Source organism: Streptomyces sp. NBC_00158, from assembly GCF_045160885.1.
Taxonomy (GTDB): domain Bacteria; phylum Actinomycetota; class Actinomycetes; order Streptomycetales; family Streptomycetaceae; genus Streptomyces.
On sequence record NZ_CP108161.1, the window covers coordinates 966,260 to 979,299 of the forward strand.

The window sequence follows — 13,040 nt, forward strand, 5'->3', positions numbered from 1 at the left end:
CCGCCTCCTCGGCCCGGCGCCTGATCATGACGGCCGAATGGCGATCGTGTGACAGCAGGAGCCATGGACATGACCTAAGGCGCCACGGGTGAATACGGTCGGACGACGAGACCTCGAACCGATCTGCCTCCCCTACCCCTTGGAGCTCTTCGTGCACCGCAAAGTCATCGCCCCGAGCGTCCTGGCCGCCTCACTCCTGCTGGTGATCCCGGCGTCGGCGGCCAGCGCGGGTCCGGGCGCCCCGGGTATCGGCGACACCTACTACCCGGCCAGCGGGAACGGCGGCTACGACGTCTCCCACTACGACCTGCGCCTGCAGTACCAGCCGAAGACGGACCTGCTGGAGGGCACGGCCACCCTGCTGGCCACCGCCAAGCAGGACCTGTCGCGCTTCAACCTCGACTTCGGGCTCAAGGTCAGCGAGGTCCGGGTCAACGGGGCCAAGGCGAAGTTCGCGGCCTCGGGCGACCACGAGCTCGAAGTGACCCCGGCTCAGCCGCTCCAGAAGGACCGTCAGGCCACGGTCGTCGTCAAGTACGCGGGCAAGCCCTCCGAGTTCAAGGTCGACGGCTGGTCCGCCTGGCAGCGGACCCCGGACGGCGGCGTGGCGGCGCAGGAGCCGGACGCGGCGGCGTGGTGGTTCCCGAGCAACGACCACCCCCTCGACAAGGCCACCTTCGACGTGTCCGTCAACGTCCCGGACGGCACCCAGGCCATCAGCAACGGCGTGCTCCAGTCGCAGAGTTCGAAGCTGGGCTGGACCCGCTACAACTGGCGGTCGAACAAGCCGCAGGCCACGTACCTGGCGACGCTCGCGATCGGCAAGTTCGACATCACCACCGACAAGACGGCGAACGGCCTGCCGATCCTCAACGCGTACAGCAAGGACCTCGGCGACAACGCCGGCGCGGCGCGCGCGAGCGTCGAGCGGACCGGCGAGGTCGCGGAGTGGCTGGAGGGGGTCTTCGGCCCGTACCCGTTCAACGCCCTGGGCGGCTACGTCCCGAACGTGCCCAGCGGCTTCGCGCTGGAGACGCAGACCCGGCCGTTCTACAGCCCGCGCCAGTTCTCGAACGGCGCGAACATCCAGGTGGTCGTGCACGAGCTGGCCCACCAGTGGTACGGGGACAGCGTGTCCGTCGACAACTGGAAGGACATCTGGGTCAACGAGGGCTTCGCCCGCTACAGCCAGTGGCTGTGGTCGGAGAAGGAGGGCGAGGGCACCGCGCAGGAGCTCGCCGACTGGGCGTACTCCTCCCGCCCGGCCGAGGACCCGTTCTGGCAGGTCAAGCCGGGTGACCCGGGCCCGGACAACCAGTTCCACGGGGCCGTGTACGACCGCGGCGCGATCGCGATCCAGGCGCTGCGCAACGAGGTCGGCGACGAGAAGTTCTTCAAGATCCTCAAGGGCTGGCCGACCGAGCGCGCCTACGGCAACGCCAAGGTCGGGGACTTCGTCCGGTACGCGGAGAAGATCTCGAACAAGCCGCTCGCCCAGCTCTTCGAGACCTGGCTGTACACCCCGGGCAAGCCGGCCTTCTCCACCCCGGCCGCCAAGCCCGGCGCCCGCACCCTCCAGACACCCGCAGCCAAGCCCGCCGCGGAGCCCAAGTCCTGGAAGAAGATCGCCGCGACGAACACGGTCCACGAGCACTGAACCACGGCGGTACGCGGACCCGCGCGCCGGTACCCGTCAGCGGGTGCCGGCGCGCCACCGCGCCCGCGCGGCGCGGGCCCTCGGCAGGTAGCGCAGCCGCTCCGGCAGCACCGGTACGAGGAGCCGTACGGCCGTGCTGAACCGCCGGAGCCGGCGCTCCTGCGCGGGGGTCCACTCCAGGCCGATGGCGGCCCGCGCGTCGGGCGGCATGTACCCGACGGTGACGAAGGCCCGGAAGCGCAGGTAGCCGGCCCGCAGGACCGGCCAGGTGATCCGCAGCAGCAGCCGCAGCACCGGGGAGGCCACCTCGGGGCGGGGCAGGTCCGCATCGGTCGCGACCAGCTCGCGGGCGACCTTAGTGGGCTCGATCTCCTCGGCCAGCATCCGGCGGTAGTAGGGCCAGAACTCCTCGACGGTCTGCGGCATGTCCCGGTCGCGCAGCCCGAGGATCCGCCCGACCCTCAGCCACTCCGCGTACAGCTGCCGCTCGTGGGCGGGGGTGATGGGGCGGAACAGGTAGCGCCCGGCGTACAGGGCGACGGGGAAGCCGGTGGCGTGCACCCAGGCGTAGCAGTCGGGGTCCAGGGAGTGGTAGCGCCGGCCCCGGGTGTCGGTTCCCTGGATCTCCTTGTGCAGGCGGCGCACCCGGCGCCCCTCGGCGACGGCCTCCTGTCCGCCGTAGACCCACAGCATCACGGAGCGCAGCGAGCGCTCGCCGCGGCCCCAGGGGTCGGTGCGGAAGACGGAGTACTGGTCGACTCCGGCGCCGACGGCCGGGTGGGCGACCTGCATGGTGAAGGCGGCGGGCAGCGTCAGCAGGGAGCGGACGTCCCCTGCGGTCGACCACAGCACCCCTCCGGGCGGCGGCGGCTCGGGATCGAGGCCCCTGCCGGGCCTGGTGGGCGATATGCGGGCTGTGTGGTCCATGGGACCAATTATGCGAGCGGGAGAAGTCCTCGCTCCGGACAGAAAGTCTTGTCACGGGTGTTACCCAGAGGTAACCGCGGCTGCTTGGATTGCGGCGTCGATCTTCCCCGCAGGATTCACCGGACTGACGGAGACCCCCATGCCGCAGATCTCCCACCGCCGCACCCGCGCCGCCGCCACGGCGGTGGCCGCCGCGACCCTGGCCCTCACCGCCGCGCCCTCCGCCACCGCCGCCGAGAGCGCCGCGCAGGCCCCGCGACTGAGCGTCCTGACCTACAACGTGTTCCTGATGAGCAAGAACCTCTACCCGAACTGGGGCCAGGACCACCGGGCCGCGGAGATCCCCCGGGCCTCCTTCTTCCAGGGCCACGACGTGGTGGTCCTCCAGGAGGCCTTCGACAACGGCGCCTCCGACGCGCTGCAGGCCAACTCGGCCGCGCAGTACCCGTACCAGACCCCGGTGGTGGGCCGCAGCAAGAGCGGCTGGGACGCCACGGGCGGCTCCTACTCCACCACCACCCCCGAGGACGGCGGCGTCACGATCCTCAGCAAGTGGCCGATCCTGCGCAAGGAGCAGGTGGTCTACAAGGACGCCTGCGGCGCCGACTGGTGGTCCAACAAGGGCTTCGCCTACGTCGTCCTGAACGTCAACGGCGCCAAGGTCCACGTCGTCGGCACCCACGCCCAGTCCACCGACCCGGGCTGCGGCGCGGGCGAGGCGGCGCAGATGCGCAGCCGCCAGTTCAAGAACATAGACGCGTTCCTCGACGCCAAGAACATCCCGGCGAACGAGCAGGTCATCGTCGCGGGCGACATGAACGTGGACTCCCGCACCCCGGAGTACGCCTCCATGCTCGCGGACGCCGACCTCGCCGGCGCCGACACCCGCACGGGCCACCCGTACTCCTTCGACACGGCGCAGAACTCGATCGCCAACTACCGCTACCCGACGGACCCCCGCGAGGACCTGGACTACGTCCTCTACCGCAAGGGCAACGCCCGCCCGGCGGGCTGGGAGAACAACGTGGTCAAGGAGGAGTCGACCCCCTGGACGGTCTCCAGCTGGGGCAAGTCCTACACGTACTCCAACCTCTCGGACCACTACCCGGTGATCGGCCGCTGACAGCAGAACCGGAACGGTCGCGCCCCCTCCCACTCACAGGCGGGAGGGGGCGCGGTATGCATCGGATCCCCGGTCAGACGGCCGCTCCAGTGCGCTGGGCGAAGCGCCGCAGGCCCGGCATCTCCGGGTTCATCACCAGCAACTCGGAGGCGATGGCGCGGACCTTGGGCCGGGTCGCTTCCTCCGGCGCGTACGACGCCAGTGCCCGGAGCGCATGGAACGCCTTCTGCGGCTCGGCGAGCCCCTGCCACACGCGGGCGACGTCCATGCACATCCGTCCGCGCCTCTCGGCGTTCGGCAGCCGGCGGGGGTCTAGCTTCTCCGCGTAGGTCAGGGCCTGGTCATCCTCGCCCAGCGCATGGTGGACGGAGATCCGGAAGACCCTCGTCTGATCCTCGCCGAACACGCCGGGGATGTAGAGCCGCTGCGCGGCCGCCTCCCGGCGTTTCGCGGTCTCCTCGGCCTGCCCGATCAACTCCATTGCCTGAGAACGCCAACCGGCCTGCGCCGCGCTGTACGAGGCCGTGAGCATCAGCGTGCCCCGCATCGCGAGCTCCTCGGGGTGCCCACCGAGCCGGTCCGCTGCCCGCCTGAGGTGGTCGATGGCCGCCAGGTACTCTCCGCCACGCCGCAGCGTGACGCCCATGGAGTGCGAGGCCTCGCCCATCACCACCGCACTGCCGGTCAACTCAGCTTGCGCGCGCGCCCTTTCGGCGGCGATGCCGGCGAAGGGCCCCTGATGGTTCTTGATCGCGAGCTGCGCGAGCAGGACATACGCACGGGCCGCGATGTCGTGGGCCTGCGAAGCGAGGGAGCCGGAGATCAGAGAGGGCAGGGTCCGGCTCAACTGGCCGTACTGCGCTTCCTGGAAGACGCTGCGGGCCTGGACGAGGGCCGAGGCAAGGGCTTCACGCGACGCGGGACGCGCCTCGGGGAGACGGAACAGCGACCTCTCCACCAGCTCCTTCGGGTCGACCGTGGCGAAGGCGGTACCGGGCAGCGCGGCAGCGATACCGACTCCCAGGCCAAGCGAGAGCACTTTTCGGCGGTGCACGTCATCCCCTTCGAGCCCCACGTCAGCAGCGGTCAGACCCAGGACACCACACAACGAGCCGAGGGTGTCCTCATCCGGCTGGATCTTTCCCGTTTCGACCCGCGACAGCCACGAGCTGGAGTATCCGACCGCCTTGCCCACTTCCCCTTGCGACAGGCGCTTGGCGTTCCGAGCCTGTCGCAGCACGTCCCCCAGCAAATCGCCCATGCACAGAGTGTGCCGATGCGCGCACAGACTTTGCGGACCCTCCGTCAGACATAGCCCGAACGAGTCGGGGCCCGTTTACTGAGGACCACTCCACCCCCCTCCTGACCGAGGAGCGCGTCATGACCGAACGCCGGCCCGCGGGCCCGCCGGCTCAAGATCTCGCCGGCGGTGACGGATGAGTGACCAGTACGAGTACGTCCCCCACCGGCTGCTCCGCAAGCACGTCCGCGACATCGCCTCGGGCAACGAGGGCGAGCTGATGGCGGTGATCAACGAGAACGTCTCCGATACCGGAATCGAGCGCTGGACGGAGCTGGCCTACATCCGGGCCGCCTCCGGCCGGGAGTTCACCACCGCCGTCGACAACCTCGAACCGGCCTGACCGGCAGTCCGCCGGAAGCCACAGCTCAGGCAGCCTGCCATGCCCTTTGGATCGTGCCCGACCCGCCTTGTGGTTCAAGGTGCGACCTAGCCTTGGGCACATGAGCCGTCTCCTTCACCTCGACCGCACTCTCGACGAGTTGGACCCGCCCCGCTGGGCAGCTCCCACGGGAGATGCGACCCACCTGGTCAGGAAGGTGCATGCACTGCGGCGCGTACCGCTGGGCCAGCTGCAGCCGGCGGACCTGCGCACGCTGATCTCGCAGCGGGTGGGGCTGCCGTACGCACTGCCGCTCGCGGTTCGGCTCCTGCTGGACGAGCCGCTGCTGGACGCCTACTTCTACGAGGGCGACCTGCTCCTCGCGGTGGTGGACGCGCCGGCCTCGGCATGGGCCACACTGCCGGAGCTCGCAGCCCAGCTGAGGGATGTGGTTTCGGCCCTGCCGGAGGCGGCGGTGGGAGACCTGCCGAGGGGCGCTGCGGCGGACCTGGCCCGTTTCGCCGCAGGGGCGGTACGACCGAGAAGACCGGCCTCCCCTCCTGAGGCGCACTGAGCGGGGTCCGGCCTGGGCGGTCTCTGAGCGGCCTTGGGGGTTTCCCGTCAGTCCCATCGTCCTTCCGCGTCGCGCCGGCCTGTCAAGGGCGCTCCTTCGTCGCGTCGCTTCGCGATGGCCTTCGGCCACCCTCGACAGACCGACCCGCCCCGGAAAGCCGAAGAACTGCCGGGAAACCCCCAAACCAGCCATGAGACCGCCCCCGGGGGCACCACCCACCCGGCCGCTGCCCCGCGCCCAGGGAGGCGGGTGGGCAGCTACCGACCGGGCCCGCGCCGCAGGCCGCGTACCCCCCGGCGCGTCACCCCTCCCCGTACAGCCCCTCGATCAGGTGCCCGTACTTCTCCCGGACCACGCGGCGGCGGAGTTTGAGGGACGGGGTGAGTTCTCCCGTGGCGGGGCCCCATTCCTCGGCCAGCAGGCGGTAGCGCTTGATCTGCTCGGTGCGGTTGAGGCGGGCGTTCGCGGCGGCGACCGCGCGGGCCGTTTCCTCCAGGACGGCCGGGTGTTCGGCGAGCGCCGCCAGGGAGGCGGTCTCGATGCCGCGGGCGGCGGCCCAGGCGGGGGCGAGTTCGGGGTCCAGGACGAGCAGGGCGACCAGGTAGGAGCGGCCGTCGCCGTGGACGAGGGCCTGGCCGATGAGCGGGTGTTCCTTGACGGTGTTCTCCACCAGGGCCGGGGATACGTTCTTCCCGTTCGAGGTGATGATCAGCTCCTTCTTGCGGTCCGTCAGCCACAGGAAGCCGTCCTCGTCGAGCCGTCCGATGTCCCCGGTCGGGAACCAGCCCTCGGCGTCGGCCGCGCTCTCGACCGTCCCGTCGGGGCGCAGGTATCCGTCGAAGACGGTCGCGCCGCGGGTGAGGATCTCCCCGTCCCCGGCGACCTTCAGCTCCAGCCCCTCGATCGGCCGGCCCACCGAGCCCAGCCGGAACCCCCGGGGGGCGTTGCTGTTGAGGGTGCACACGCCGGAGGTTTCGGTCAGCCCCCAGGCGTCCATGACGGTGATCCCCCAGCCGGCCCAGAAGCGGACCACGTCGATCGGCATCGGCGCGGTGGCGCTGGCCGTCCAGACGAGCCGGTCGAGCCCCGCCAGCCGCAGCAGCGGATCCAGGAACCGTTCCTTCGCCCCGGCGTACGAGGCTTCGAGCGCGGCCGGCACCTCCTCGCCGCGTTCCTGGTGGCCGGCCCGGGCCCGGGCCAGGTCACCGGCGTCCTCGATGGCGCGCCGCTGCTCCTCCGGCAGGCCCGCCAGGACCGCGCGTACCCCCGCGGCGAGCTTCTCCCACACCCGGGGCACCCCGAAGAACTGCACGGGGCGCAGCTCGCGGACGGCGGCCGCGACGGCGGTGGGGTCGGCGACGAGGCGGACGTGGGCGGCGCGCAGCAGGGGCAGGTAGATGCCGAGGATCCGTTCGGCGATGTGCGCGAAGGGGAGGTAGCAGACGTGCTCGGCGTGTTCGGGGAGGTGTACGCCGCGGTCGAGCCGGACGGACTGGAGCAGGATGTTGCGGTGGCTGAGCCGGACTCCCTTGGGGTCGCCGGTGGTGCCGGAGGTGTAGACGACGGTGAGGGGGTCCTCGGGGCGGGTCTCCCGCCAGGCCTTCTCGAAGTCGTCGGCTCGGTGCGGGCGGGCGCCGTCGGCGTACACGGAGGCGTACGGGGTGTGCGGGCCGGCTTCGGCGGTCTCGGCGATGACGAGGCGTTCGAGCGGGGTCGCGGGGTCGTCGAGGAGCGGTGCCCACCGGTCGCGTTCGCCGGCGCCTTCGAGGACGGCCAGCCGGGCCCGGCTGTGGCGGGCGATGTGGGCGATCTGTTCGGGGGCGGAGGTGCCGTAGACGGTGACGGGGACGGCACCGAGGTGGACGAGGGCCTGGTCGGTGAGCCAGTGTTCGGGGCGGTTGCCCATCATCAACAGGACGTGTTCGCCGCGCTCGACGCCGAGGGCGGCGTATCCGGCGGCGAGGACGGCGACCTCGCGGCGGACCTCGCCCCAGTTCAGGGTCTTCCAGCCGTCGCCCTCGCGCCACGAGAGGGCGGGCAGGCCGGGGTGTTCGGTGGCGTTGCGGGCGAGCAGGGCGGGGAGGGTGAGCTCTTCGGGTCGTCCGGGCAGTCGCAGGTTCGTGGTCATGGGCAGCTCCTGGCCGTTTCACATCGTTGGTGCGACAGCAATACTGTTGAACCCAAGCCGTGGATCAGAGAGCGAGGAGCGGGCGATGACCGACCGGGCGACCGAGCCGATGCTCACCGTGGACGAACTGGCGTCCAAGGCCGGTGTCACCGTCCGCACCGTACGGTTCTACAGCACGCGCGGGCTTTTGCCCCCTCCTGTGATCGGACCTCGTCGGGTGGGGCACTACGGGCCCGAGCACCTGTCGCGGCTCGCGCTGATCGAGGAGCTCCAGCACCAGGGGATGACCCTGTCGGCGATCCAGCGCTATCTCGACGCCCTGCCGGACGACCTGAGCGCGCACGACCTGGCGATCCACCGGGCGCTGGTGGCGACCTGGGCACCGGACGCGGCGCAGGAGGTGTCGCGGGCGGAGCTGGAGAGGCGGGCGGGGCGGACCCTGTCGGACGGGGACCTGCGCCGGCTGGCGGCGATGAACGTGGTGTCGGAGTCCGGGGAGGGCTTCCGGGTGGACGTGGGCCTGCTGCGGCTGGGGGTCGCGCTGCTCGACGTACCGATCGCCCACGAGACGCTGCTGGTGGCGCGGGGGATCCTGCTGGAGCACGCGCGGACGGCGGCGCACCAGTTGACGGCTCTGTTCCGGGACGAGGTGTGGGGGCCGTTCACCGAGGACGAGGACGATCCGGAGCGGGTGGAGTCGATGAAGGCGCTGTCGGCGCACATGCAGCCGATGGTGGTGCAGGCGCTGGTGACGGCGTTCCAGCGGTCGTTGAAGGAGGAGTTGCGGGCGGCGTTCGCCTCGGAGGGCGGGTAGGTTCGGCCGTATGGCGATCATCCATCACACCACGCTGTCCCCGACCAAGCTCGAACTCCTTGCCGGCTGGCTGCCCTTGAGGCCCTGGTACCTGGGTGCGGAGAAGGCCGTTCCGCTGGTGAAGGCGGGCGGTTTCCGGCTCGACGACCCCGAGGGGGAGGTGGGGGTCGAGTTCATGGTGGTCACCGACGGCTCCGGGTCGGAGCCCGTCTCCTACCTGGTGCCGCTCACCTACCGGGGTGCGCCGCTGGAGGGTGCGGAGGCCGGGCTGGTCGGGACCCTGGAGCACGGGGTGCTGGGTACGCGCTGGGTCTACGACGGCGCCCACGACCCCGTGCTGGTCGAGCAGTTGCTGGCGCTGCTGGCGGGCGGTGCGGCGGCCCAGGCGCAGAGCGAGACCGACACCCCCGACCCCACGGTCGAGGTCCGCTCCGAGGGCCGGGGTGCACCGGCGGGTCTGACCGGGCCGGGGAAGGTGGCGGACACCGCCGCCGGTACGGAGATCACGGTGGGCCCGGCGGGCCGGGAGGCCCCGGTGCTGACCTTGGCCCTGACGCGGGCGCTGCGGCCCGGGGCCGCTTCCGGCGAGGGCCTGCTCGGGCAGGTGCTGGCCGGCTGGTCCGCGCCGGACGGCGGCGCCGACGGCGGCGGCGCCGCGGAGCGCGGGGTGTTCGCGTACCTGCGCGGCTGAGGAACCGGCGGGTCCCGGGGCCGCCCGCACGCGCGGGCCGCCCCGGGACCACCGGGCCTGGCGGTGTCAGTCGGCGTACGTCTCGCCGCGCTCGGCCTTGGCCACCAGGGAGGCGGGCGGGGTGAAGCGCTCGCCGTAGGTGGCGGCCAGTTCGCGGGCGCGGGCCACGAAGCCGGGCAGGCCGCCCTCGTAGCCGTTGACGTACTGGATGACGCCGCCGGTCCAGGCCGGGAAGCCGATGCCCATGATGGAGCCGATGTTGGCGTCGGCGATGGAGGTGAGGACGCCTTCGTCGAGGCAGCGGACGGTGTCCAGGGCCTCGGAGAAGAGCATCCGCTCCTTCATGTCCTCGAAGGGGATCTGCGCGTCCGGCTTGGCGAAGTGCTCGCGCAGGCCGGGCCAGATGCGGCTGCGCCTGCCGCTCTCGTCGTACTCGTAGAAGCCGCCGCCCCCGCTGCGGCCGGGGCGGCCGAACTCGTCGACCATCCGGTCGATGACCCGGTCGGCCGGGTGCTCGGTCCACTCGCGGCCCTCGGCCTCGAAGGCCTTGCGGGTCTCGTTGCGGATCTTGCGCGGGAGGGTGAGGGTCAGCTCGTCCATCAGCGAGAGCACCTTGGCCGGGTAGCCGGCCTGGGCGGCGGCCTGCTCGACGGAGGCGGGCTCGATGCCCTCGCCGACCATCGCCACGCCCTCGTTGATGAACTGGCCGATGACGCGCGAGGTGAAGAAGCCGCGCGAGTCGTTGACGACGATCGGGGTCTTGTTGATCTGGCGGACCAGGTCGAAGGCGCGGGCGACGGCCTCGTCACCGGTGCGGTCGCCCTTGATGATCTCGACGAGCGGCATCTTGTCGACGGGCGAGAAGAAGTGCAGGCCGATGAAGTCGGCGGGGCGCGAAACCCCTTCGGCGAGGCCGGTGATGGGGAGGGTGGAGGTGTTGGAGCAGAGCAGCGCGTCGGGGGCGACGACGTCCTGGATCTCCTGGAACACCTTGTGCTTGAGGGCGGTGTCCTCGAAGACCGCCTCGATGACGGCGTCGCAGCCGGCGAGGTCGGCGGCGTCGGCGGTCGGGGTGATGCGGGCGAGCAGTTCGGCGCGCTTGGCCTCGGTGGTGCGGCCCTTGGCGAGGGCCTTGTCGAGCAGCTTCTCGGAGTACGCCTTGCCCTTGGCGGCGGACTCGGCGGTGACGTCCTTGAGGACGACCTCGATGCCCGCGCGGGCGCAGGAGTAGGCGATGCCCGCGCCCATCATCCCGGCGCCGAGGACGGCGACCTTGCGGACCTTGCGGGGCTCGGTCCCCCCGGGGCGGCTGCGGCCGGCGTTGACGGCCTGGAGGTCGAAGAAGAACGCCTGGATCATGTTCTTCGCGGTCTGGCCGGTGACCAGCTCGGTGAAGTACCGGGCCTCGATGGTCAGGGCGGTCTCGAAGTCCACCTGGGAGCCTTCGACGGCGCAGGCCAGGATGTTGCGCGGGGCCGGGTACGGGGCTCCGTTCAGCTGCTTCTTGAGGTTGGCGGGGAAGGCCGGGAGGTTCGCGGCGAAGCGCGGGTTGGACGGCGTACCGCCGGGGATCTTGTAGCCGGGGACGTCCCAGGGCTGCTTCGACTCGGGGTTGGCGTCGATGAAGGCGCGGGCCTTGGCCAGCATCTCCTCGGGGGTGGAGGCGAGTTCGTGGACGAGGCCGGCCGCGAGGGCGCGCTGGGGGTTGTACTGGGTGCCCTGGAGCAGGACCTTGAGCAGCGCGTCGGCGATGCCCATCAGGCGGACGGTGCGGGTGACGCCGCCGCCGGCGGGGAGCAGGCCGAGGGTGACCTCGGGCAGGCCGATCTTGGAGCCGGGGGCGTCGAGGGCGACGCGGTGGTGGGAGGCGAGGCAGATCTCGTAACCGCCGCCGAGTGCGGCGCCGTTGATGGCGGCGACGACGGGCTTGCCGAGGGTCTCGATGCGGCGCAGGGAGCGCTTGATCTCGGTGCCGGTGTCGAAGGCGAGCCGGGCGTCCTCGGGGCGCAGCCGGATCATGTCCTTGAGGTCGCCGCCGGCGAAGAAGGTCTTCTTGGCGGAGGTGTAGATGATGCCGCGGATGGAGTCCTTCTCGGCCTCGGCGCGGTCGGCGATCGCCGCGATGGAGTCCTTGAAGGCCTGGTTCATGGTGTTGGCGGACTGGCCCGGGTCGTCGAGGACCAGGGTGACGACGCCGGTCTCGTCCTGTTCCCAGCGGATCGTGGTGGACTCGCTCATGTTCGCTACTTCCGTGTCAGAGGGGGCTCGGGAATCAGGACGGGTCAGACTCGTTCGACGATGGTGGCGACGCCCATGCCGCCGCCGACGCAGAGGGTGACGAGGCCGTAGCGCTTGTCCTGGCGCTCCAGTTCGTCGACGACGGTGCCGAGGAGCATGGCGCCGGTGGCGCCGAGGGGGTGGCCGAGGGCGATGGAGCCGCCGTTGACGTTGACCTTGTCGAGGGAGACGCCCATGTCCTTGACGAAGCGCAGCACGACGCCGGCGAAGGCCTCGTTCATCTCGATCAGGTCGATGTCGTCGATGGTGAGGCCGGCCTTGGCGAGGGCCTTGCGGGTGGCCGGGGCGGGGCCGGTGAGCATGATGGTGGGCTCGGAGCCGGAGACGGCGGCGGAGACGATGCGGGCGCGCGGGCGCAGGCCGTTCCGTTCGCCGGCCTCGCGGGTGCCGATGGCGACGAGGGAGGCGCCGTCGACGATGCCGGAGGAGTTGCCGGCGTGGTGGACGTGGTCGATCTTCTCGATCCAGTGGTACTTCTGCAGGGCGACGGCGTCGAAGCCGCCGAGGTCGCCGATGTCGGCGAAGGAGGGCTTCAGCTTGGCGAGGGTGTCCGCGGTGGTGCCGGGGCGGACGAACTCCTCGTGGTCGAGGACGACGAGGCCGTTGCGGTCGGTGACGGGGACCACGGACTTGGCGAAGCGGCCCTCCTTGATGGCGGTGGCGGCGCGCTCCTGGGACAGGGCGGCGTACTCGTCCACGTCGCGCCGGGAGAATCCCTCGATGGTGGCGATCAGGTCGGCGCCGATGCCCTGCGGGACGAAGCCGGTGTCCCAGTTGGTCATGGGGTCGGCGAACCAGGCGCCGCCGTCGGAGGCCATGGGGACGCGGGACATGGACTCGACGCCGCCCGCGAGGACGAGGTCCTCCCAGCCGGAGCGGACCTTGGCGGCGGCCAGGTTGACGGCCTCCAGGCCCGAGGCACAGAAGCGGTTCTCCTGTACGCCGGCCACCGTGTCCGGCAGGCCGGCGGCGATGGCGGCGATGCGGGCGATGTCGGAGCCCTGGTCACCGACGGGGCCGACGACGCCGAGGACGATGTCGTCGATGGTCGCGGGGTCCAGGCCGGGGTTGCGCTCGCGCAGGGCGTTGATGAGGCCGACGACCAGGTCGATCGGCTTGGTGCCGTGCAGGGCGCCGTTGGCCTTGCCCCGGCCGCGCGGGGTGCGGATCGCGTCGTACACGTACGCTTCGGTGCTCACTGGTCAA

At 71.3% G+C, this 13,040-nt stretch carries 11 protein-coding genes; 6 read left to right on the plus strand and 5 right to left on the minus strand.

Translation table 11 applies throughout. The features are described from left to right. Positions 1-151 precede the first annotated feature (151 nt). A complete protein-coding gene (locus OG553_RS04370) occupies positions 152-1,657 on the plus strand; it encodes a M1 family metallopeptidase (RefSeq protein ID WP_405977687.1) in 1,506 nt (501 codons plus the stop codon). 36 nt (positions 1,658-1,693) lie between these two features. On the opposite strand, the gene OG553_RS04375 is transcribed toward OG553_RS04370, so the two are convergent. Next, entirely contained in the window at positions 1,694-2,584 is an 891-nt protein-coding gene (locus OG553_RS04375) for an oxygenase MpaB family protein (RefSeq protein WP_405977688.1), read from the minus strand. A 139-nt stretch (positions 2,585-2,723) separates the two neighbouring features. Here OG553_RS04375 and sph point away from each other — a divergent pair, with 139 nt between their 5' ends. Further along, positions 2,724-3,707 (plus strand): sphingomyelin phosphodiesterase, encoded by a 984-nt coding sequence (gene sph, locus OG553_RS04380; protein ID WP_405977689.1) that lies wholly within the window; start codon positions 2,724-2,726, stop codon positions 3,705-3,707. Between the two features lie 73 nt (positions 3,708-3,780). Here sph and OG553_RS04385 read toward each other — a convergent pair whose 3' ends face one another. Next, the gene (locus OG553_RS04385; RefSeq protein WP_405977690.1) at positions 3,781-4,968 is read right to left on the minus strand and encodes a helix-turn-helix domain-containing protein; all 1,188 of its coding nucleotides are present in this window, start codon (positions 4,966-4,968) and stop codon (positions 3,781-3,783) included. Between the two features lie 175 nt (positions 4,969-5,143). Between OG553_RS04385 and OG553_RS04390 the strand changes: the two genes are divergently transcribed. Both OG553_RS04390 and OG553_RS04395 read left to right on the plus strand, forming a co-directional pair. Further along, positions 5,144-5,350, plus strand: coding sequence for a hypothetical protein (locus tag OG553_RS04390; protein WP_405977691.1), 207 nt, complete (start codon positions 5,144-5,146; stop codon positions 5,348-5,350). Positions 5,351-5,450: 100 nt separating this feature from the next. After that, on the plus strand, positions 5,451-5,903 hold the full coding sequence (locus OG553_RS04395; protein WP_405977692.1) for a contact-dependent growth inhibition system immunity protein: 453 nt from the start codon (positions 5,451-5,453) through the stop codon (positions 5,901-5,903). Positions 5,904-6,204: 301 nt separating this feature from the next. Here the strand turns inward: OG553_RS04395 and OG553_RS04400 are convergent, their stop codons facing one another. Further along, on the minus strand, positions 6,205-8,031 hold the full coding sequence (locus OG553_RS04400) for an AMP-dependent synthetase/ligase (protein WP_405977693.1): 1,827 nt from the start codon (positions 8,029-8,031) through the stop codon (positions 6,205-6,207). 85 nt (positions 8,032-8,116) lie between these two features. Here OG553_RS04400 and OG553_RS04405 point away from each other — a divergent pair, with 85 nt between their 5' ends. Both OG553_RS04405 and OG553_RS04410 read left to right on the plus strand, forming a co-directional pair. Next, positions 8,117-8,845, plus strand: a complete 729-nt coding sequence (locus tag OG553_RS04405; RefSeq protein WP_405977694.1) for a MerR family transcriptional regulator — start codon at positions 8,117-8,119, stop codon at positions 8,843-8,845. A gap of 10 nt (positions 8,846-8,855) precedes the next feature. Next, positions 8,856-9,536, plus strand: coding sequence for a maltokinase N-terminal cap-like domain-containing protein (locus OG553_RS04410; protein ID WP_405977695.1), 681 nt, complete (start codon positions 8,856-8,858; stop codon positions 9,534-9,536). A gap of 66 nt (positions 9,537-9,602) precedes the next feature. On the opposite strand, the gene OG553_RS04415 is transcribed toward OG553_RS04410, so the two are convergent. Further along, the gene (locus OG553_RS04415) at positions 9,603-11,774 is read right to left on the minus strand and encodes a 3-hydroxyacyl-CoA dehydrogenase NAD-binding domain-containing protein (RefSeq protein ID WP_405977696.1); all 2,172 of its coding nucleotides are present in this window, start codon (positions 11,772-11,774) and stop codon (positions 9,603-9,605) included. 44 nt (positions 11,775-11,818) lie between these two features. Further along, entirely contained in the window at positions 11,819-13,033 is a 1,215-nt protein-coding gene (locus OG553_RS04420; protein WP_405977697.1) for an acetyl-CoA C-acetyltransferase, read from the minus strand. Positions 13,034-13,040 lie beyond the last annotated feature (7 nt).